Origin of the sequence: uncultured Roseobacter sp., from assembly GCF_947488185.1 — a bacterium.
Lineage (GTDB): Bacteria > Pseudomonadota > Alphaproteobacteria > Rhodobacterales > Rhodobacteraceae > Roseobacter.
In genome coordinates this window covers 725,516-747,686 of sequence record NZ_CANKYM010000002.1, presented here as the reverse complement: position 1 = coordinate 747,686, position 22,171 = coordinate 725,516, and the positions used below count along the sequence as shown (strand labels likewise).

18 protein-coding genes are annotated in these 22,171 nt (G+C 61.6%); all 18 read right to left on the bottom strand.

Annotation, left to right across the window (positions count from 1 at the left end; translation table 11 throughout):
- Positions 1 to 3: 3 nt before the first annotated feature.
- Positions 4 to 1,458 (bottom strand): glycogen synthase GlgA, encoded by a 1,455-nt coding sequence (gene glgA / locus Q1A52_RS09570; RefSeq protein WP_300014063.1) that lies wholly within the window; start codon positions 1,456 to 1,458, stop codon positions 4 to 6.
- A gap of 1 nt (position 1,459) precedes the next feature.
- Positions 1,460 to 2,719, bottom strand: coding sequence for a glucose-1-phosphate adenylyltransferase (gene glgC / locus Q1A52_RS09565; protein ID WP_299777228.1), 1,260 nt, complete (start codon positions 2,717 to 2,719; stop codon positions 1,460 to 1,462).
- Between the two features lie 46 nt (positions 2,720 to 2,765).
- Positions 2,766 to 4,964 (bottom strand): 1,4-alpha-glucan branching protein GlgB, encoded by a 2,199-nt coding sequence (gene glgB, locus Q1A52_RS09560; RefSeq protein ID WP_300014060.1) that lies wholly within the window; start codon positions 4,962 to 4,964, stop codon positions 2,766 to 2,768.
- Between the two features lie 12 nt (positions 4,965 to 4,976).
- Positions 4,977 to 7,400, bottom strand: a complete 2,424-nt coding sequence (locus Q1A52_RS09555; RefSeq protein WP_300014057.1) for a glycogen/starch/alpha-glucan phosphorylase — start codon at positions 7,398 to 7,400, stop codon at positions 4,977 to 4,979.
- Positions 7,401 to 7,496: 96 nt separating this feature from the next.
- Positions 7,497 to 8,423 (bottom strand): carbohydrate kinase, encoded by a 927-nt coding sequence (locus Q1A52_RS09550; RefSeq protein WP_300014054.1) that lies wholly within the window; start codon positions 8,421 to 8,423, stop codon positions 7,497 to 7,499.
- A gap of 66 nt (positions 8,424 to 8,489) precedes the next feature.
- Positions 8,490 to 9,131 (bottom strand): bifunctional 4-hydroxy-2-oxoglutarate aldolase/2-dehydro-3-deoxy-phosphogluconate aldolase, encoded by a 642-nt coding sequence (gene eda, locus Q1A52_RS09545; RefSeq protein WP_300014050.1) that lies wholly within the window; start codon positions 9,129 to 9,131, stop codon positions 8,490 to 8,492.
- A 14-nt stretch (positions 9,132 to 9,145) separates the two neighbouring features.
- Positions 9,146 to 10,951: a phosphogluconate dehydratase gene (edd, locus tag Q1A52_RS09540; protein ID WP_300014047.1), complete on the bottom strand. Its 1,806-nt coding sequence runs from the start codon at positions 10,949 to 10,951 to the stop codon at positions 9,146 to 9,148.
- A 39-nt stretch (positions 10,952 to 10,990) separates the two neighbouring features.
- Positions 10,991 to 11,998 (bottom strand): type I glyceraldehyde-3-phosphate dehydrogenase, encoded by a 1,008-nt coding sequence (gene gap / locus Q1A52_RS09535; protein ID WP_300014044.1) that lies wholly within the window; start codon positions 11,996 to 11,998, stop codon positions 10,991 to 10,993.
- 206 nt (positions 11,999 to 12,204) lie between these two features.
- Entirely contained in the window at positions 12,205 to 12,843 is a 639-nt protein-coding gene (locus tag Q1A52_RS09530; protein WP_300014041.1) for a nucleoside/nucleotide kinase family protein, read from the bottom strand.
- 215 nt (positions 12,844 to 13,058) lie between these two features.
- Positions 13,059 to 14,210, bottom strand: coding sequence for an iron-containing alcohol dehydrogenase (locus Q1A52_RS09525; RefSeq protein ID WP_300014038.1), 1,152 nt, complete (start codon positions 14,208 to 14,210; stop codon positions 13,059 to 13,061).
- The gene (glpK, locus tag Q1A52_RS09520; protein ID WP_300014036.1) at positions 14,207 to 15,694 is read right to left on the bottom strand and encodes a glycerol kinase GlpK; all 1,488 of its coding nucleotides are present in this window, start codon (positions 15,692 to 15,694) and stop codon (positions 14,207 to 14,209) included. The genes Q1A52_RS09525 and glpK overlap by 4 nt, the downstream gene beginning before the upstream one ends.
- 91 nt (positions 15,695 to 15,785) lie before the next feature.
- Positions 15,786 to 17,510 (bottom strand): ABC transporter substrate-binding protein, encoded by a 1,725-nt coding sequence (locus Q1A52_RS09515; protein WP_300014033.1) that lies wholly within the window; start codon positions 17,508 to 17,510, stop codon positions 15,786 to 15,788.
- Positions 17,511 to 17,582: 72 nt separating this feature from the next.
- Positions 17,583 to 17,855, bottom strand: a complete 273-nt coding sequence (locus Q1A52_RS09510) for a DUF2160 domain-containing protein (RefSeq protein ID WP_300014030.1) — start codon at positions 17,853 to 17,855, stop codon at positions 17,583 to 17,585.
- Positions 17,855 to 18,232, bottom strand: a complete 378-nt coding sequence (locus Q1A52_RS09505; protein ID WP_300014027.1) for a hypothetical protein — start codon at positions 18,230 to 18,232, stop codon at positions 17,855 to 17,857. Before Q1A52_RS09505 ends, Q1A52_RS09510 begins: the two co-directional genes overlap by 1 nt.
- Complete coding sequence (locus Q1A52_RS09500; RefSeq protein ID WP_299777252.1) at positions 18,232 to 19,125, bottom strand: carbohydrate ABC transporter permease; 894 nt, start codon at positions 19,123 to 19,125, stop codon at positions 18,232 to 18,234. Before Q1A52_RS09500 ends, Q1A52_RS09505 begins: the two co-directional genes overlap by 1 nt.
- Entirely contained in the window at positions 19,125 to 19,997 is an 873-nt protein-coding gene (locus Q1A52_RS09495) for a carbohydrate ABC transporter permease (RefSeq protein WP_300014024.1), read from the bottom strand. The genes Q1A52_RS09500 and Q1A52_RS09495 overlap by 1 nt, the downstream gene beginning before the upstream one ends.
- Positions 19,997 to 21,082 carry an ABC transporter ATP-binding protein gene (locus tag Q1A52_RS09490; RefSeq protein ID WP_300014020.1) on the bottom strand — a complete coding sequence of 362 codons (1,086 nt, stop codon included), beginning with the start codon at positions 21,080 to 21,082 and terminating at the stop codon, positions 19,997 to 19,999. Before Q1A52_RS09490 ends, Q1A52_RS09495 begins: the two co-directional genes overlap by 1 nt.
- Positions 21,082 to 22,170: an ABC transporter ATP-binding protein gene (locus Q1A52_RS09485; RefSeq protein WP_300014017.1), complete on the bottom strand. Its 1,089-nt coding sequence runs from the start codon at positions 22,168 to 22,170 to the stop codon at positions 21,082 to 21,084. The genes Q1A52_RS09490 and Q1A52_RS09485 overlap by 1 nt, the downstream gene beginning before the upstream one ends.
- Position 22,171 lies beyond the last annotated feature (1 nt).

Genomic DNA, 22,171 nt, shown 5'->3' with positions numbered 1-22,171 from the left:
CGGTCAATCCTGCAGCGTGCGTGCATCCAGCAACGATGCATAGATGTCCTTATACGCCTGCGCCGAGACATCCCACCCCACCGGGTGGAGCATCGCGCGGCGCATCATCGCGGCCCATTCAGACGGCTGGTCAAAGAGATCGCAGGTCCGCAGGATCGCCTGCTCCAGCGCCGGGGCAGTGACTGGCGCGAACTGCACACCGGTGGCGCATTTGGCACTGCGCGCGGCCTCATTGGCGTCGATGACCGTATCGGCCAGCCCGCCGGTGCGCGCCACAACGGGCAGCGTCCCGTAGCGCAGCCCGTAAAGCTGGGTCAGACCGCAGGGCTCGAACCGCGAGGGGATCAGGATCGCATCACTGCCGCCCTGCATCAGATGCGACAGCGGTTCATCATACCCGATGATCACGCCCACCGCGCCGGGGTGGCTGCGCGCGGCGGCCATGAACCCGGCCTCAAGGTCTTTCTCTCCGCTGCCCAGCACAGCGAGTTTCGCCCCGCGTGCCACCAGCATCGGCAGCGCCTCCAGCAACAGATCGAGCCCTTTTTGCGTGGTCAGGCGGCTGATCACGCAAAAGAGCGGGCCACTCCCCTCAGCTTCCATATCAAACCGCTTCAACACCTCGGCGCGATTGCTTGCTTTCTTCTTCAGGCTTCTCACAGAGTAAGGGGCCACCAGCGCGGCATCCGTCTCGGGGTTCCATGCGTCCAGATCGATACCGTTGAGGATGCCGGTCAGATCCGTGTTTCGCGCCCGGAGCAGACCCTCCAGCCCCATGCCGAATTCCGGCTGCATGAGTTCGCGCGCGTAGGTGGGGCTGACGGTGGTGATCTTGTCGGCAAAAGCAAGACCCGCCTTCAGAAAGCCGATACGTCCAAAATACTCCATCCCCTCCGGTGTGTAATGCGCGGAGGACAGGCCAAGCGAGGTCATGAGCGAGGGATCGAAAAGCCCCTGAAACGCGATGTTGTGGATTGTCAGAACCGTGGGCGGCACGGGGCCGTCCTTCTGCCGCAGATAAGCGGGCACCAGCCCGGCCTGCCAGTCATGGGCGTGCACCACGTCAGGGCGCCAATCCGTGAAGCCACCCGCCGCGACCTCGGCAGCGACAAAAGACAGGGCGCCGAAACGCTGCGCATTATCGGGCCAGTCCTGCCCATCGGCTCCTAGATAGATATTCCCCGAACGATCAAAAAGATGCGGCGCATCGAGCAGCAACAAATCAAGCCCCTCTGCCTGGCACGATAGCAGGCGTGCGGGTCCGCCTTGAAGGTCGTCCGAGACCCACACTTCTTTTCCCTTTGCTGCCAGGGCCTGCAACGCGGGATAGACGGGCAGCATCACCCGGGCATCGACCCCGAGGGGGGCCAACGCCTTGGGCACCGCGCCAATCACATCCGCCAGCCCGCCGGTCTTCACGAAGGGCGCGCATTCCGAGGCAACAAAGAGAATTTTCACGTCAGAGGTCCAGTTTGTCGATCATCGGTTGCGTGATGAGGCAGGTGCCGTTTGCCGTGCGCCGGAACCGTCTGGCGTCCTCTTCCGCATCCTCGCCTACCACGAGGCCTTGCGGGATGACGACCCCCCTGTCAATCACCACATTGCGAAGCTGGGCGTTCCGGTTAATCTCCACGTACGGCAAGGCCACGACACCATCCAGTTGCGAAAACGAATGGGTGCGCACACCAGTGAAAAGCAGGCATTGATCCAGCCGCGACCCCGAAATGATGCAGCCCCCAGACACCATGGAGGAGACCGCGTGGCCGCGCCGCCCTTCCTCGTTGTGGATGAACTTGGCAGGCGCCGTCAGCTCGGAATAGGTCCAGATCGGCCATTCGTTGTCATAAAGGTCAAGTTCGGGTTTGAAGTCCGTCAGATCGATGTTCGCCTGCCAGAAGGCATCGACCGTACCAACATCGCGCCAATAGGCTTTCTCCTCGATCCCTGAGCGTACGCAGGAGCGGCTGAACGGATGCGCAATGGCCTTGCCCTCCCGAACGATCCGCGGGATGACATCGCCGCCGAAATCGTGATTGTACCCTTCGCTGCCTGCGCATTCATCCAACAGCTTGAACAGGTAATCCGTCTCGAACACATAGATGCCCATGCTGGCCAATGCGTGATCCGGGTGGCCCGGCATCGGAGGGGGATCCGCGGGCTTTTCGACAAAATCGAGGATGCGGTCTTCGGTATCGACTTTCATCACCCCGAACCCGGTGGCTTCCATGCGCGGCACCTCGATACAGCCCACGGTCACATCCGCGCCGCTTTCCACGTGGTGACGGATCATCATCGCGTAGTCCTGCTTGTAGATATGGTCGCCCGCGAGGATCACGATGTATTTGGGCCCGTAGCCCTGAATGATGTCCCTGTTCTGGGCAACCGCATCGGCCGTACCCTTATACCAGTTCTCGTTATCAAGCTGCTGCGAGGCGGGCAGGATATCGAGCGACTCGTTGCGTTCCGCGCGAAAGAAACTCCAGCCGCGCTGCAGATGCCGGATCAGCGAGTGCGCCTTGTACTGCGTGGCCACACCGATGCGCCTGATCCCGGAGTTCACCGCATTGGAGAGCGGAAAATCGATGATCCGGCTTTTCCCGCCGAAATACATCGCGGGTTTGGCGCGCCTGTCGGTCAACTCGTACAGCCTGCTGCCCCGGCCCCCGGCCAGAACAAAGGCCATCGTCTGCTGTGCAAGCCTTTGCGTTTCTCGGTCCATTGATTGTCCTCCCATTTTTGTCTTTTGCGCCCCTTTTCCCGGGGCGTCAGCCACGCTCCACTTCGAAGAAGAGGGTCGTCAGCGGTGGTAGCGTGATCCGGATCGACTGCGCCCTCCCCGACGCAGCAATCTCTTCGCTCCGGACACCGCCCATATTGCCACGGCCATCACCGCCGTAGAATTCCGAATTCGTGTTCAAACGCTCGACCCAGTGACCTTGTTCCGGCACGCCGATGCGGCGTTCTGTCCGGGTGACCGGGGTGAAGTTGGACACCACCAGCATGGCGGTTGTGTCGCCGGTGCCACGACGCACCCAGGCAAAGATGGATTCGTCACCGCTGTTTTCCTCGATCCACTCAAAGCCTTCGGGCTTTGCGTCCAGCGTGTGAAGGGACGGATGCGCGCGGTAGAGCGCATTGAGATCGCGTATCAGTGTCTGAACGCCCCGGTGCAGATCGACATCCAGGAGGTGCCAGTCGAGGCTGCTGTCGTGGTTCCATTCCGCCCCTTGCGCAAACTCGCTGCCCATGAAGATCAGCTTCTTGCCCGGATGGCCCCACATGAACCCGTAATAGGCCCGCAGATTGGCGAATTTCTCCGGGCCCTCGCCCGGCATCTTGTCCAGCATCGAGCCTTTACCATGCACCACCTCGTCATGGCTGAGCGGCAGGATGAAATTCTCCGAAAAGGCGTAGTGCAGCCCAAAGGTCATCTTGGAATGGTGGAACTTCCGATGCACCGGGTCCTCGGCCATATAGCTGAGCGTGTCGTTCATCCAGCCCATGTTCCACTTGAAGCCAAAGCCCAAGCCGCCTGCATCCGTTGGCGCGCTCACGCCCGGAAAGGCGGTGGATTCCTCGGCCACGGTCATGATGCCTTCGACCTCGCCATAGGTCGTGGTGTTCATGTTCTGCAGAAAGGCAATCGCTTCAAGGTTCTCGCGCCCGCCGTCCTTGTTGGGGATCCATTCGCCCTCCTTGCGGCTGTAGTCGCGGTAGAGCATGGAGGCGACGGCATCGACCCGCAGCCCGTCCACGTGATGTTCCTGCAACCAGTAAAGCGCGTTGGCGATCAGGTAGTTGGAGACCTCGGCACGCCCATAGTTGAACACCATCGTGTTCCAGTCGGGGTGAAACCCTTCCTTGGGATCGGCGTGTTCATAAAGCGCCGTGCCGTCGAATTTCGCCAGCCCATGCGCATCTTCCGGGAAATGCCCCGGCACCCAATCGAGGATCACACCGATCTCTGCCGCGTGGCAGGCCGAGATCAGGGCGCGGAACTCATCCGGGGTGCCGTGGCGGATCGTAGGGGCAAAAAGGCCCACCGGCTGGTAGCCCCAGGACCCGTCAAAGGGAAACTCCGAGATCGGCATCAGTTCAATATGGGTAAAGCCCAGATCCTTGACGTAGGACACCAGCTGCTCGGCATGTTCCAGATAGCTGAGCGGACGGTTGCCGTCCTCAGGCACCCGCCGCCAGGAGCCCAGATGCACCTCGTAGACAGAAATCGGCTGGTCAAAGCGCTGCTTGGCGGCACGTTTCGTCATCCAGCCCGCGTCCGGCCAGTTATACCCGTTGATCTGGCGCACGACGGAGCCGGTGCGTGGCGGGTGTTCCGAGCCGAAGCCCACCGGGTCCGCCTTTTGCGGCAGCAGGTGGTGATTGCTGTCGAGCACCTCGAACTTGTAGACGGCCCCCTCGCCCACGCCGGGGATGAAAATCTCCCAGACCCCGGTGGCGCCCCGGCGACGCAGCAGGTGCCGCCGCCCGTCCCAGGTGTTGAAATCCCCCACAACCGAAACCCGCGCGGCATTCGGCGCCCAGACGGCAAAATGCGTGCCGGCCACGCCTTCATGGTCCCTTACATGCGCGCCCAGCACATGCCAGAGCTGTCGGTGCGTGCCTTCGCCAATGAGGTATTCGTCCCATTCCCCCATCACCGGTCCAAACCGGTAGGGGTCATCGGCGATCCACTGGTGACCATCGCGCGTCACGCTGAGATGGTAGGCGAACCGGTTCTTGCGCCGGGGGGCCGCGCCCTCAAACAGCCCCTGCGCGCTGTCTACGGGCAGGAGCGTGGTGATCCTGCTCCCGGTCTTCGGATCAATCGCTTCGATGCTCTGTGCGCCGGGTACGAAGGCGCGCACCACCCATTTGCCCTCAACCTGATGCAGTCCCAAGACGGAAAACGGATCCCCGTGACGGCCTGCAACGATGTCTTCTGCGTCCTGCGGTGTCAGAGCCAAACGATTTCCTTTCTAGGCCACATCCTTGCGTGACGTTCTTGATGCGATGAGGCTGGGCGCGTTCCAGATGTCGCGGGCATAGCCGCTGATGGTCCGGTCGGAGGAGAACCAGCCGACGCGGGCGGTGTTCAGGGCCGCCATCCGGGTCCACCCGACCTTGTCGGCAAAAGCGGTATCGACCTGACGCTGGCTGTCAAAATAGCTGTCGAAATCGCAGGTCACGAGGAAGTAGTCGTGGTTCCAGAGCCCTTGCACCAGATCGCCATACCGCCCCCGGTCGCCAGGTGAGAACACACCGCTGTCGATCTGCGACAGCACCCGCGCCAGACGCGGGCTCGCCTCGATCGCGCGGCGGGCGTAGTCGGGCTCCGCCCGGCGGGCGGTCACTTCGGCCGCCGTCAGACCGAAGAGAAAGAAATTATCGGCCCCTACACAGTCGCGGATCTCGACATTGGCCCCATCCAGCGTGCCGATGGTCGGCGCGCCGTTCAGGGCGAATTTCATGTTGCCGGTGCCCGAGGCCTCCTTGCCTGCGGTGGAGATCTGTTCGGACAAATCCGTGGCGGGGATCAGGATTTCCGCCATCGAGACATTGTAGTTTTCCGGATAGACGATCTGCAGCACGTCCTTGGTCGCCGGATCGGCGTTGATCACCTTGGCGGCATCGTTGATCAGATGAATGATCTGCTTGGCCACCACATAGCCGGGGGCCGCCTTGCCGCCGAAAATCTTGACCCGCGGGGTCCAATCCGCGTTGGGATTGTCACGGATCTCATTCCACAGCGCCACGGTCTCCAGCAGGTTCATCAGCTGGCGCTTGTACTCGTGGATGCGCTTGATCTGGACGTCGAACATCGCCTCGGGGTCCAACGCGTGGCCCCCGTGGTCTTTGAGCCAGTTCGACAGTCGCGCCTTGTTGCTGTCCTTGGCCGCCTGAAAGGCGTCGAGGAACGCAGGGTCACCGGCATGCGCGGCCAACCCGTCCAGCTGCTGCAGGTCGTTTGGCCAGGAGGTGCCGATGGTCTCATTGATCAGGTTGCGCAGGGGCGGGTTGCAGGAATACAGCCAGCGGCGCGGCGTGATCCCGTTGGTCTGGTTGATGATGCGCCCGGGATAATCCCGGTGCAGATCAGCAAAGACGGTTTCCTTGACCAGATCGGAATGCAGCGCGGAGACCCCGTTCACATGGTGCGCCATGACAAAGGCCAGCTCACCCATTTTCACCTCGCCATGCTCCAGAATACGCACGGCGCTGCCGGTTTCCGAAAGATGTGCGGCCTCGATCATCTGGATGATCTGGTGGTGGCGCGGCAGGATGCGGATGAAAAGCTCTTCCGGCCAGCGCTCCAGCGCTTCGGGCAGGAGCGTGTGGTTGGTATAGGCGAGACAGCCCCTCGCGCTCTTGATCGCGGCCTCATTGTCAAACCCGTGTTCGTCCATCAACAACCGCACCAGTTCCGGGCCCGCGATGGCCGGATGCGTGTCATTGAGCTGGATGGCGACGTGATCTGGCAATTCCTTCAGATCACCGCCTTCGCTCAGGAAGCGCCGCAACAGGTCCTGGATCGAGGCGGAGGTGAAGAAGTATTCCTGCTTGAGCCGCAGTTCCTTGCCGATGTCCGTCGTGTCATCCGGGTAGAGCACCCGGCTGATCGTGCGCGCCAAAGCTTCGGGCGCGCTGGCGGCGATGTAGTCCCCGCGATTGAAGCTCGCCAGATCAAAGGCGGTGGTGGGTTTCGCAGCCCAGAGGCGCAGGGTATTGGCCCACTGTGCCTGCCAGCCGATCACCGGCGTGTCATAGGCCGAGGCCATGACCGTTTCAGTGCATCGCCAGATGGTCTTGCCGTTCTCCTCAAAGACGTGACCGCCGAAGTCGATGGGATAGCTGACCTCTGGCCGCTCGAATTCCCACGCGTGGCGCTGCGACAGCCAGGTTTCCGCCGTCTCCCTCTGCGCCCCATCCTCAAAGTGCTGCTCAAAAAGCCCGTGTTCGTAGCGGATGCCATAGCCGTAAGCCGGAATGCCCAGCGTCGAGAGCGAATCCATGAAACAGGCCGCCAAACGCCCCAGCCCGCCGTTGCCAAGTGCCGCATCCGGCTCATTCGCGACCACGGCCGCGTAATCCTGACCCAGATCGGTCAGCGCGGCCTCTGCCACCGCATCCAGCCCGAGGTTCACCGCGACATCCTCGATCAGCCGCCCGATGAGGAATTCCATCGACAGGTAATACACCCGCTTGCCCCGCGCTTCATAGGTCTTGCGCGTGCTTTCGAACCACGGATCGACCACGCGGTCCCGCAGCGCCAGCGACAGCGACATGCGCCAGTCATAGAGCGAGGCATGGCTGTCATCCTTGCCCAGCGAATGTTTGAGATGGCGCAGGATGTCTGCGCTGAATTCTGACGGGGAAACAGGGGGGATACTCATAGCGGACATCAGGTCTCTTTTTACGGCTCACCAGTCGCACGACGCGCCGGATGAAATGGGTTTTCTTTTTCTAGCGGTTTTAGGGGCAGGACGACACCGATTTTCTCAAAGCTCGTGGGCCCAGGGGGGATTGGCCCCGGCGCGGGACACGGTCACGGCGGCGACGGCGGCGCCTTGCGCCAAGGCTTCTGTTATCTCTTGTGGGCCGGTGCGGGTGACCGATTGTTTTGACAGGAGCCCGCTTTCAGCCAGTTTGGCCAGAACGCCTGCGTTGAAAGTATCGCCTGCGCCGACCGTATCGACGATGGCCACTCTCTGCGCCATAACATCGACGGTGACGCCACCCGCAAAGATGGCCGAGGCCCCATCAGCACCGCGCGTCACGATGACGACATGCGGTCCGGCGGCGCAAATCAGTTGTGCCTTTTCGGTCAGGGTCTCGCCGTCCTGCATGATCCATTCAAGGTCTTCGTCCGAGACTTTCACGATATCGGCCACGGCAATCATGCGCGCCAGCCGGGCGCGGTATCGGGCCTCGTCCTTCACAAAGGCGGCGCGAATGTTGGGGTCGATCATGATCACCCTGCGATCCGCTTCCCGTTCGGCCAGCGCCGCGTAGAACTCCGCACAGGGTTCGCTGATCAGGCTGATGCCACCAAAGTAGAGCGCTGTCACCGCCTCCGGCAGGTCCGGCAGCTGATCGGGTGTTAGGCTGCGCCCGGCGGTGTTCTCATCGTAGAAGGTATAGCGCGCCTGACCCTCGGTAAGCTGCACAAAGGCCAGCGTGGTCGGCAGATCGGAGCGGATCACATGGCTGCAGTCCACGTGGCTCTCTGCCAGCGCCTGCGTCAGTTGCTGACCAAAGAGATCATGCGAGAGACCGGTGACAAAACCGGTGACATGCCCCAGACGCCCCAGCGCGATGGCCGTGTTGAAAACGGCGCCACCGGCGTGGGGGGTAAAGCTGGTTTGCCCATCGGTGGAGACCATCGGGATCATGTCGATCAGCGCTTCGCCGCAACATAAAATCATCTTCCTGCTCCCCGATTGTCTTTTCTTACACTGGCGCACCGCCAGTTGGCCGCGCCTCTGCGCTCTTTAGGCCGCGAGCTTGCTCGCATCGCGCGCCAGGGCTTCGATCCCCGCCCAATCGCCACGGATCACCAGATCGCTTGGAGCAACCCAGCTGCCCCCGGCGCAGATCACATTGGGCAGCGACAGATAGCTTTGCGCGTTGGACGGGCTGACCCCGCCAGTGGGGCAGAACCCGATTTGCGGCAAGGGGGCACCAATCGCCTTGAGGGCTGGCGCGCCGCCTGATGCCTCAGCCGGAAAGAACTTGAGCATGTCATAACCGCGCTCAAAGAGACGCATCGCCTCGGAAGCCGTCGCGGCTCCGGCCAGCAGTGGCAGGTCTTCGGCCTCACAGGCCTCCAGCAGCGCATCCGTCGCCCCCGGTGACACACCGAAAGTCGCGCCCGCCGCCTTGGCATCGCGGACGTCCTGCGGTGTGACAAGGGTGCCCGCACCGACAACGCCACCGGGCACCTGCGCCATTTCCGCGATCACCTCAAGCGCTGCCGGAGTGCGCAGGGTCACCTCCAGCGCGGGCAACCCGCCCGCAACCAGCGCCTCGGCCAGCGGCCGGGCGTGGGCCTTGTTCTGCACCACCAGCACAGGCACGATAGGCGCAAGCGCACAGATTTCACGGGCGCGTTTGCTCGCCTCTTGCGGGGTCATGGAGTCGTCCTTTCCTAAAACAGCACGCTGGCGCCGGTGTCCGCCGTGCCGACCGACCGCCGGAACTGGGCAAAAAGCTCGCGCCCGAGGCCAAATTCATTGGCGCCAAGATTGATCCTGACAGGGTCGCGGTCAAGCACGCCGGGGGTGACGATCTCCAGATCGCCCTTCACCGCATCGACCCGCAGGATATCACCGTCCTGCAGCTTGGAAATGGCGCCGCCGTCCAGCGCTTCGGGGCTGACATGGATGGCCGAGGGCACCGACCCGGAGGCACCGGACATCCGCCCATCGGTCACCAGGGCCACGTTGATCCCGCGTGCCTGCAGGTTCTTCAACACCGGCGTCAGACTGTGCAGTTCCGGCATGCCGTTGGCCTTCGGGCCCTGAAACCGCACCACGACTACCGTGTCCTCTTCGATCTCCCGTGCTTTACAGGCCGCCTTGACCTCTTCCTGATCGTTGAAGACGCGCACCGGAGCCTCGACGATCTGATGTTCGGGTTTCACAGCGGAAACCTTCATGACCGCATTGCCCAGCGACCCGCTGAGACGTTTCAGCCCGCCCGTTGGCTGGAAAGGGTCCGCTGCCGGACGCAGAATCTTTTCGTTGAGGCTCTGCGCCGTGCCCTCTTCCCAGACGACGTCGCCGCCTTTGAGTTTCGGTTCTTGCGTATAGGCCTCAAGACCACCCCCACCCACGGTTTTGGTATCAGGATGCAGCAGCCCCGCGCCCAGAAGCTCGCGGATCATGTAGCCCAGACCGCCAGCGGCATGGAAATGGTTCACATCCGCCAACCCGTTTGGATAGACCCGCGCCAGCAGCGGCGTGACCTCGGACAGATCCGAGAAATCCTGCCAGTCAAGGATGATCCCCCCCGCGCGCGCCATGGCCACCAGATGGATCAGCAGGTTGGTCGACCCGCCCGTGGCATTGAGCCCGATGATACCGTTCACAAAGGCCTTTTCATCCAGCACATCGCAGACCGGAAGATAATCATCGCCCAGATCGGAATGCGCCAGCGCCCGCTGTGCCCCCGCCCGCGTCAGCGCGTCGCGCATTTCCGTGTTCGGGGTGACAAAGCTGGCCCCCGGCAGGTGCATGCCCATGAATTCCATCAGCATCTGGTTGGTGTTGGCCGTGCCGTAGAAGGTGCAGGTGCCCGGCCCGTGATAGGCCGCCATTTCCGCCTGCATCAGCGCGTCACGCCCGACCTCGCCCGCCGCAAATTTCTGACGGACCTGGCTCTTTTCCTCATTCGACAGGCCAGAGGTCATCGGCCCGGCGGGCAGGAAGACCGTCGGGATATGGCCAAAGGTCTGCGCGGCAATGATCAGCCCAGGCACGATCTTGTCACAAACGCCCAGATAGACCGCGGCGTCAAAGGTGTTGTGCGTCATCGCAATGCCGGTCGCCATGGCGATGAGATCGCGGGAAAAGAGGCTCAGCTCCATGCCCGGCTCGCCCTGGGTCACCCCGTCACACATGGCCGGCACGCCGCCCGCCACCTGCGCCGTGGCCCCCACCGCGCGGGCCGCCTCGCGGATCAGTTCCGGAAAGCGCTCAAAGGGCTGATGCGCGGACAGCATGTCGTTATAGGTGGTCACAATGGCCAGATTTGGGGCCTGCTCAGTAACCATCGCGGATTGATCCGGGCCCGCCCCGGCATAGGCATGCGCCTGACCGCTGCAGCTGAGATGGCCGCGCGCCGGTCCCTTTGTGCGCGCCGCGTTCATCCGCGCAAGATAATCTCCGCGCGGTCCTTCGCTCCGCTCAATGATCCGGTCAGTGACGCGGGCAATCGTGTCATTCAGTGTCATCTCGGTTCCTTCCGGTCCCTGGACGGGTCAGACAGCACGTCAGGTTTTGGAGAGTTCCGCCAGCCTGCGACCCGTGTCGATCATCCGGTTGGCAAAGCCCCATTCATTGTCATACCAGCTGACAACACGCACCAGACCGTCCTGCGTCACGCTGGTCTGCGGCGCGGCAAAGCTGGAGGAATGCGGGTCGTGGTTGTAGTCGATGGAGACGGTCGAATCCGTCTCGTAGGCCAGAACCCCTTTCAGCTCGCCCTCGGCGGCCTCTTTCATCGCCGCGTTGATGGCCTCCTTGGTCGCAGGCTTTTCGGGCATGAAGGCCAGATCGACCAACGAAACATTCGGTGTCGGCACACGGATGGCAGAGCCTTCAAGGCGTCCCTCAAGATGCGGCAGCACCAGCGAAATCGCCTTGGCCGCCCCGGTAGAGGTCGGCACCATCGACACCGCAGCTGCTCGCCCGCGATAGAGATCCTTGTGCGGCGCGTCATGGGAAGGTTGGTCGCCGGTATAGGCGTGGATCGTGGTCATGTAGCCGGTCTTGATACCAAAGGCTTTGTCCAGCACATAGGCCACCGGGGCCAGGCAGTTCGTGGTGCAGGAGGCGTTGGAAATGACGATGTCGTCCTTGGTCATGTCCTTGTGGTTCACACCGTAGACAACGGTGCGATCCGCACCCGCGCCCGGCGCCGAAATCAGCACGCGGCGTGATCCGTTTTCCAGATGCTGCGCCGCCTTTTCGCGAGCAGTGAAAAGCCCCGTGCATTCCATCGCCACATCGACACCGTCCCAAGGCAGTTCCGCCGGGTTGCGAATGGCGGTGACCTGAATGCTCTTGCCATTGACAACCAGCGCATCGCCCTTGACCTCTACGTCGGCCTTAAAGCGACCATGCACGCTGTCGTATTTCAGAAGATGTGCCAGTGTCTCCGGGGTCGACAGATCGTTAATAGCAGTCACTTCGACATCCGAAATCTGGTTCTCCATAAGGGCCCGCAGCACACCACGACCGATGCGACCGAAACCGTTAATTGCAACTGAGTGAGACATCTTCTTCCTCCAGAATTCATTCTGTGTCGCGCCGATCCGGCGCACTGGGCTTTGTTAGCGCTAACGATCACATTTTGACGCAAACATCAATGGTCGATTTCAGCGCGGCTTGTCGCGGCATCTGAACAGGCAAGGATGCGGCGCGGCTCCAGGCCCGCGACCCCGTTCCCTGCTGCATCATAGCATAAGATGCACCCATCTCACTTTCATGACCCCGAAGCGTCGAAAACCACGTCGCAGGGCAAGGAATGTGACTGTATCAGCTGCGCGTTTCTGAGGTCATTTCCTTCGGCCCGGGCAATGGCGGCATGCTCTGTCAGGCCTTCATCAAGCCAGCGATCAATCAGCCGCTGACGCAGGGTGGCCAAATCGACATCCAGCCGGACCCGCAGATCCCAGAAGGCCGACAAAGACCGCCAGTGATCTGCATCCAGCAACAGGTAGTTGCCTTCAACAATCACCGTATCACAGTCGCCTTCCAGCTGCCCGGCCCCGGCGATGGCAATATCTCTGGTTCGGTCAAAAAGCGGGTAGTACACCGGCGTTTCCGATCCCAGGGCCTGCATCAACCGGGCAAAACCGGTCGCATCGAAGGTCTCCGGCGCGCCCTTGCGGTCCAGCAGATCCAGCGCAGTCAGGATACGGTTGTCCAGGTGAAACCCGTCCATTGGCACAACCTGCGCCTTCGCCCCTCGTGTCGTCAGCACCTGCGCCAGCTTTTCGGCCAGCGTAGACTTACCACTGCCCGGCGCGCCGGCAAGCGCGACCAACCGCCGGTTCGATGCACGCGGCGTGGCCAGCACCTGTTCCGCCAGAGCGTCCACACTGTCTAGTCTCAGGCTCATGCTGTCCTTTCTTCTCAAAGCAGTTCTGCTCTGCAGGCATCAAAAGCCACGTTCCACGTTGGTTGCAAGTCTTCAAATCTCAAGCCTGTCCACTATTGTCCCGGAGTCCCATCCCTGATCTGGTCATCTGAATCCCTCGAACGGCTGGGTTCGCCAGTGTCCCTTGGGCTGCAATCACCTGACAGACCGCCCCAACCGGGCGGCGACAAACAGTTTCACATCGCCTGCTGCATGATTCCGACCAAATCGGATGCAAGCAGGACACAAGGGTTAGCTTTCATCGAAGACGCCCCGGCCGCTTCCTCAGCAATCTGCATCAGATCAATCTCCGGTGTCAGCCAGTGCGACAGTCTCTGAACCTGCCAGTCATCCAGCAGATCAGGCAGCCGTTCGAATATGCCGTTCGGGTCCTGATCAAAGCCTTGCCCCACCCAGCCTGCGACCTCCTGAAACCGCTCTGACGCTCCGCCAGCGGCCCGAAGGCTCGCAGCATTGGCGGCCATCACCGGCCCCAGCAGCCGTCCGCAAATCAACCCGTGCGGCGCGCCCAGCCGTCCGCCCAGAACACCGGCCAGACCGTGAACAGCCCCAAGCCCCGCATTGGCCAGCGCCAGCCCGCCGGCAAGGCTGACGAAAGCCATGTCATCGCGCGCCTGCGGGTCTTCCGCCGCGGCCAGTCGCGCCAGCGCCCGGGCGCCTTTGGGAATGGCCGCACGGCAGAGCGCATCTGTCAGCGGATTGGCGCGGTGCGAGACATAGGGTTCGATCACCTGCGTCAGCGCATCAAGCCCGGACGCCAGTGTTTGCGCGCGCGGCGTGTGATCGGTGAGCGCGGGATCAATCAGCGCCACATCGGGCACCATGCGCGGGTCCCGCAAACTGACTTTGCGCCCCGCCTCCAGCACGGTGATCACCGCGTTCTTGGTCACTTCGGCGCCGGTGCCAGAGGTCGTAGGGATGGCGATCATGGGCAGGGGCGCACAGGTCAGGGGCTGGGCGCCCCCGACCCCTTCCAGATGATCCATCACCGCGCCGCTCCCCGGCAACAGGGCCGCAATCGCCTTGCCAAGATCGATCACCGCGCCGCCTCCAACGGCCAGAATAACATCTGCCTGAAGGGTGCGCCCAACGTCCAGACCGGTCTGCAACGCCTCCAGCGTTGGCTCGCCCGCCCTGAACACCTCTTCGACGTTCGCGCCGAGCCGCCAGAGCGCACCCCGCAGGTCATTCACGAAAGGAACGGACCGGCCGCGTACCACCAGAACCCGCGTGCCAAATCCCAGCGCAAGTTGTCCCGCCTGATCCGACACGCCCCGGCCAAACTCGATCCGACCGGCCGTGAGGAAGCTGAAAGCTGTCTCGCTCAAAAGCTCATGGTCGCTGCGACGGCGCGCTTCCAGGCCGCGTATTTCTCGCCGCGCAGGTCGTCCTGCATCTGTGGGGTGAACTGCCGCTGCAACGCCCAGCTGTCAGAGAAACCTGCCATATCCGGGTAGATGCCGGTGCGCTGCCCGGCAAGCCACGCCGCCCCAAGCGCCGTGGTTTCAAGCACCTCGGGGCGATCCACTGGCGCACCGATGATGTCCGACAGGAACTGCATCGCCCAGTCGGAGGCAGACATGCCGCCATCCACGCGCAAGGTGGCCCCGGCCCCGTCTCCCTGCCAATCGGCCTGCATCGCCTCCAGCAGATCACGGGTCTGGTAACCGACGCTTTCCAGCGCGGCCTTGGCGTATTCTTCGGGGCCAGAATTGCGGGTGAGGCCAAAGACAGCGCCGCGACACTCCGCATTCCAGTAAGGCGCGCCCAAGCCCACGAAGGCGGGCACCAGCACCACGTTCTGGTTCGGATCTGCTTTCTCAGCCAAAGGCTGGGTCTCGGCTGCTTCGCGGATGATCTTGAGCCCATCACGCAGCCACTGAACGACCGCCCCGGCCACGAAAATGGACCCTTCCAGCGCATAGGTGGGCTTGCCATCAAACTGATAGGCGATGGTGGTCAGCAGGCGGTTTTGCGAGGCCACGGCGGTGCCGCCGGTGTTCAGAAGCGCAAAACAGCCCGTGCCGTAGGTGGATTTCAGCATGCCGGGCTCAAAACAGGCCTGCCCGATAGTGGCCGCCTGCTGATCGCCCGCCACGCCGAGGATCGGAATGGCGCGCCCGAACAGGTCGGCACGGGCCATGCCGAAATCAGCGGCGCAGTCCTTGACCTCGGGCAGCATCTCCATGGGGATGTCGAAGAGCGCGCAGATAGACGTGCTCCAGCGCCCTTTGTGAATGTCATAGAGCAGCGTGCGCGCGGCATTGGTGGCATCCGTCACATGGGCCGCCCCGCCGGTCAGTTTCCAGATCAGGAAGCTATCGACCGTGCCAAAGAGCAGCTCTCCGGCCCGTGCGCGATCCCGCGCACCGTCGACATGGTCCAAAATCCATTTCAGCTTGGTGCCCGAAAAATACGGATCGGCCAGCAGACCGGTCTTTTCGGTAATCATCTTGTCGTGTCCAGCGTCGCGCAGTTCGCGGCAATAATCCGCAGTGCGGCGATCCTGCCAGACAATGGCGTTGTGAATGGGCTTGCCGCTGTCTTTCTCCCAGACGACCACGGTTTCGCGCTGGTTGGTGATGCCGATGGCGGCAATGTCATCCGGTCCAAGACCCGCCTTCTCGATGGCAGCGCGACAGGTTCCAGCGGTTGTCGACCAAAGGTCGCCGGGGTCATGCTCTACCCATCCACTGTTCGGGAAATGCTGCGGAAACTCCTCCTGCGCGCTGGCTTTGATCCGCATATCGCCGTCAAACACAATGGCGCGCGAGGATGTCGTCCCCTGATCAATCGCGAGAATATGGGTCATGGTGTCCCCCGGATATCACTGAATTCTGTGGGCAGTCTGCCCATGAAAAAGCCGGGGCACAACTGGTGCGCCCCGGCCAAAGATCAAAGACTTAGTTTTCCCAGGACTTGATCAGCTCGTCATAGCTGACCGTCTGTGGCTCTTCGTCCTCGTTTTCCAGCTTGGCGTAGGGCGCCCCTTCGCGGTCGAACCAGACCTGAGGATCTTCTTCCTCATTCATGACCGGTCCGAGATCGCCCTGAACACCTGCGCGCTCCAGACGCTCAAGCACACGTTCCTGATCGGCACAGAGTGCATCCAGCGCTTCCTGAGGGGTCTTCGCACCGGACATTGCGTCGCCGATGTTCTGCCACCACAGCTGTGCCAGTTTCGGATAATCCGGAACGTTGGTACCCGTTGGGGACCATGCCACACGCGCAGGCGAGCGGTAGAATTCCACCAGACCGCCGAGCTTATCCGCCCGCTGGGTGAAGTGATCCGCATCGATGGTGCTTTCGCGGATAAACGTCAGGCCCACGTCAGACTTCTTGAGGTCGACTGTCTTGGAGACCACGAACTGCGCATAAAGCCACGCGGCCTTGGCACGGTCCACAGGTGTGGATTCCATCAGCGTCCAGCTGCCCGCGTCCTGGTAGCCGATCTTCTGGCCTTCTTTCCAGTAGACACCGTGCGGCGAAGGAGCCATGCGCCACTTGGGCGTGCCATCTTCGTTCATCACGGGCAGATCGGGCAGAACGGTCGCGGCGGTAAAGGCGGTGTACCAGAACATCTGCTGGGCCACGTTGCCCTGCGCCGGGATTGGTCCGGCTTCGCCGAATGTCATACCGGCAGCCGCGGGCGGCGAGTACTTTTGCAGCCATTCGATCGCCTTGGTCACAGCGTAGACAGCCGCAGGCGAGTTCGTCGCACCACCACGGGCTACGCAGGAACCGGTTGGCTGGGAGTTCTCGTTCACACGGATGCCCCACTCATCGACCGGCAGACCGTTGGGTTCGCCAACGTCGCCCATGCCCGCCATGGACATCCACGCGTCGGTGTAGCGCCAGCCCAGCGAAGGGTCTTTCTTGCCGTAGTCCATGTTGCCAAAGACTTCGCCTTCGACACCCATGCGCGACAGGTCACGACCGGTGAAGAATTCCGCGATGTCCTCATAAGCGGACCAGTTCACAGGAACGCCCAGCTCGTAGCCGTATTTCTCCTGGAAATCAGCCTTGTTCTGTTCGTCGTTGAACCAATCATACCGGAACCAGTAGAGGTTCGCGAACTGCTGGGTCGGCAGCTGGTAGAGCTTGCCATCGGGGCCGGTCGTGAACGACGTGCCGATGAAGTCATCGACGTCCAAGGTCGAAAGCGTGACGTCCGCACCCTCGCCCGCCATCCAGTCGGTCAGGTTGCGCACCTGCTGGTAGCGCCAGTGCGTGCCGATCAGGTCGCTGTCGTTGACATAGGCGTCATAGATGTTCTCGCCCGACTGCATCTGCGTTTGCAGTTTCTCGACCACATCACCTTCGCCGATCAGGTCATGGGTGACCTTGATACCGGTGATCGCGGTGAAGGCCGGGGCCAACACCTGGGACTCGTATTCATGCGTGGTGATCGTCTCGGAAACCACCTTGATTTCCATGCCCGCAAATGGGGCCGCCGCGTCCACGAAGAATTGCATCTCCGCTTCCTGTGCGGCGCGGTCGAGCACGGAGAGGCCAGCGATTTCGTTGTCGAGAAACGCCTTCGCCGCCTCCATGTCGGCCCAGGCCGGCAGGGCCATACACGCGACCATCGCGCCCGTGGCTGTGGTTGATTTTAGTGAAAAGTTCATGTGAGTCCTCCCAAGACATTATTTGAACTGTTTTCAGGCCGCCCGACATCCGCGCGACCTGTTCTTCCTGACCTACACCCAGCGGAACACCGCAACGGCATAGACAAGGCACGCCAGCAGCGCGTAGGGCTGCGGTGCGACCTCCAGACCCAGCCAGATCAGATTGATGAAGGCTGAGCCCAACAGCGTGATGAACAGACGATCACCCCGCGTTGTTTCGATCCGGAGAATGCCCACGCGGGGCGTCTCCGGGTATTTGATGGCGAGAATTGTGAAGATGATCAACAGGCTTGCGATCACCGCGAAAAAGATTGCCGTCGGTACGGTCCATGCCATCCAGGCCATTAGATTGCCTCCACTTCTTTGACGACGAAATCGTAATTGTTTCCGGCAACCATTAGGGTCTTTCCAAGAGGGATAGGCGCTGCGCGCGCACGGTTGTAAATGCCGATTGGATCGTCAGTTCTAGGATTAGCATTCAGAGCCGCCCGCGCTTGCTCCACACGATGCTCGTTACGCATATCGATGACTTGAAACGGGTCATATGCTCGCTTAGCACGCCTTGTCAGGCAAGAGGCAACAATAGTGTCGTCGTCAAGCCCCTGACAAATCAACCTTTCCAAAAGAACCTTCGGGTTCACGCTCTTGGGAACGCGAAGCTCCCGAATTACCTCTAAACTACGATCGTATTGAGTGACTAAATACTCTCTCTTTTTTGCCATCACACCCTCCCGAGGGCGAAGCCCTTGGCAATGTAATTGCGTACGAAATAGATCACCAAGGCGCCGGGCACGATGGTCAACACACCGGCCGCGGCCAGTACGCCCCAGTCGATGCCCGCCGCCCCTTGGGTCCGTGTCATGATCGCAGCGATGGGTTTGGCATCCACTGTGGTCAGTGTCCGGCTCAGCAGAAGTTCCACCCAGGAGAACATGAAGCAGAAGAAGGCCGCCACGCCGATCCCGCTTGCGATCAAGGGCGTGAAGATGCGGATGAAGAAACGCGGGAAGGAATAACCGTCGAGATAAGCCGTCTCGTCGATCTCCTTGGGCACGCCGCGCATAAAGCCCTCCAAGATCCAGACCGCCAGCGGGACGTTGAAGAGGCAATGCGCCAGCGCCACGGCGATATGGGTGTCGAACAGGCCCACCGAAGAATAGAGCTGGAAGAACGGCAGCGCGAAGACCGCAGGCGGCGCCATCCGGTTGGTCAGCAGCCAGAAGAACAAATGCTTGTCCCCCATGAAGCTGTAGCGCGAAAAGGCATAGGCCGCCGGCAGCGCCACCGCGAGGCTGATGGCGGTGTTCATCACCACGTAGATCAGCGAGTTGATGTAGCCGATGTACCAGCTCTCATCGGTCAGGATTTTCACGTAGTTCGCCAGCGTCAGATTCCGTGGGAACAGCGTAAACTCACCCAGAATTTCCGTGTTCGTCTTCAGGCTCATGTTCAGCAGCCAGTAGATCGGCAGCAGCAGGAACAACAGGTAGAGCCCCATGACAATGGCCGAGCGGTTGACGCGCGGTGTCTTGCGGCGGGCCACCTGGACCTCGCTCTGGGTCACCTTGCCGGGGATCGTGCCTGCGCCGGGCGCTTGAATGGTGGTATCGGACATCAGACGCCATCCCTTTTGTCGAGGTTCGTCATCACCGTGTAGAAGACCCATGAGATCAGCAGGATGACGAGGAAATACATGATCGAGAAGGCAGCGGCGGGTCCGAGGTCGAACTGCCCCAGTGCCATTTTCACAAGGTCAATCGACAGGAAGGTCGTCGCATTGCCCGGTCCCCCACCGGTGACCACGAAGGGTTCGGTATAGATCATGAAACTGTCCATGAAGCGCAGCAGGATCGCGATCATCAGCACGCCCGCCATCTTGGGCAGCTCAATGTAGCGGAAGACGGCCCAGCGGCTGGCCTGATCAATCTTGGCCGCCTGATAATAGGCGTTGGGGATCGATTGCAGCCCGGCATAGGCCAGCAATGCCACCAGCGAGGTCCAGTGCCAGACATCCATCACGATCACCGTGACCCAGGCGGCAAAGATATCCTGCGTGTAATTGTAGGAAATACCCATCTTATCAAGCGTATAGCCCAGCAGGCCAATGTCCACGCGGCCAAAGATCTGCCAGATCGTGCCCACCACATTCCACGGGATGAGCAGCGGCAAGGACATCAGTACAAGGCAGAAGGAAGCCCAGAAGCCGCTTTTCGGCATGTTCAGCGCGATAAAGATACCCAGCGGGATTTCGATGGCGAGGATGATCCCGGAGAACATCAACTGCCGCCAAAGCGCATCCCACATGCGGTCGTCCCGCAGCATCTCCTCGAACCACTCCAATCCGGCCCAGAAGAACTGGTTGTTGCCGAAGGTGTCCTGCACCGAATAGTTCACCACCGTCATCAGCGGGATCACCGCCGAGAACGCCACCAGCACCAGCACCGGCAGCACCAGGAACCATGCTTTTTGATTTACCGTCTTGTTCATCAGGCGGCCTCCCCTTCCGGTGCGACACGCCAGTCGTCCGCGTAAACATTGATCCCGGCGGGATCAAAAGTAATTCTCTGTGTATTTGCAGCGATCGTGTCGCCCTCGCCCGCGATAGCACTGATCTCATGGCCTTCGACGTCCAGACGCACGATCTTGTGGCGGCCGACATCCTCGACGCGTTTGATGCGCGCAGGCACACCGGCCTCTGCAGTCGTCAGCTTGACGAATTCCGGGCGCACGCCCACCTGCACCTTGCCGCCGCCGGGCTGGTATCCGGCACCAAGCGGCACCGTTGCCCCGGCGATCTGCGCCGTCGCACCGTCGATCTTGGCATCAAACAGGTTCATGCCCGGCGAGCCGATGAAGTAGCCCACAAAGGTATGCGCGGGACGCTCGAAAAGCTCCTGCGGCGTGCCGATCTGCACCACGCGCCCGTCGTACATGACCACCACCTTGTCCGCGAAAGTCAGCGCCTCGGTCTGGTCGTGGGTCACATAGATCATCGTGTGACCAAACTCGTGATGCAGCGATTTTAACTGCGTGCGCAGCTCCCACTTCATATGCGGGTCAATCACCGTCAGCGGCTCGTCAAAAAGCAGCGCGTTCACGTCTTCCCGCACCATGCCACGGCCCAGCGAAATCTTCTGCTTGGCATCCGCCGTCAGGCCGCGCGCCTTGCGGTTCAACTCCGCCTCCATGCCGATCATCTTGGCGATCTGGTCTACACGTTGCGCAATATAGGGGGCGTCAGCCCCCCTGTTGCGCAGCGGAAAGGCCAGATTGTCGCGCACGGTCATCGTGTCATAGACAACCGGAAACTGGAACACCTGCGCGATGTTGCGCTCTGCCGTGGGCGCCTGGGTAACATCCTGATCATTAAAGAGAATGCGGCCCTGCCTGGGGTGCAGCAAACCGGAGATGATGTTCAGCAACGTGGATTTACCACAGCCCGACGCGCCCAGCAGCGCATAGGCCTCGCCATCCACCCAATCGTGGTTCAGCTCCTTGAGCGCGAAATCATCCTCGGACGTCGGGTTCGGCAGATAGGAATGTGCCAGATTATCCAGCGTGATCTTGGCCATTACGCGGCCTCCGCATAGGGGGCCGCGGCGACGAGGTCGCCATTCTGACCAAAGATGTAAACATGTGCGGGATCGAGATAGACCTCCAGCGCCTGCCCGGGCTGAAGCGACTGCACCCCATGCACCAGCCCGACCCAGCGTTCGCCGTGATGATCGAGGTGCACAAAGGTCTCCGATCCGGTGATCTCGGTGACCGTCAACCGGGTCTTGAAGGACATGACCCCCGCCACATGCGGCGACAGCTCCAGATGGTTGGGCCGAAAACCGGCAGTATAATCTCCATCGGGCAGGTCCATCGTCCCCGCCGACACATCAACGCTTTGCCCGTCGCCAAAAGACAGCTTGCCGCTTTTCTTGGTGATCTTGAGGAAATTCATCGGCGGGTCGGAAAACACCCGCGCCGTGGTGGCATTCACCGGTCTGCGGTAGACGGAGGGTGTCGGCCCGAATTGGGTCACCTTGCCTTCCCAGAGCGCGGCGGTATTGCCGCCCAGCAGCAGCGCCTCTTCCGGTTCCGTGGTCGCGTAAACAAAGATCGATCCAGATTCCTCGAAGATCTTCGGGATCTCGGCGCGCAATTCTTCGCGCAGCTTGTAGTCGAGGTTGGCCAGCGGCTCATCCAGCAGCACGAGCCCTGCGTTTTTCACCAGCGCCCGCGCCAGCGCGCAGCGTTGCTGCTGCCCGCCCGAGAGTTCCAGCGGTTTGCGGTCCAGCATCGGGGTCAACTGCATCAGCTCCGCCGTCTCCCGCACCCGCGCATCGATCTCCGCGCGGGATTGCCCGAGCAGCCGCATCGGCGAGGCGATGTTGTCGTAGACCGTCATCGATGGGTAATTGATGAACTGCTGGTAGACCATCGCCACCTTGCGGTCCTGCACACGCATACCGGTGACATCCTCGCCATTCCAGATCACGCGGCCCGTGGCGGGCACATCGAGCCCCGCCATCAGCCGCATCAGCGATGTCTTGCCCGAGAGCGTCGGCCCAAGCAGCACGTTCATCGTGCCCTTCTCAAGTGCTATATCCGTTGGGTAAATATGGGTTTCCCCGCCAACGGTCTTAGACACCCCTTCCAGGATCAAGGTCATG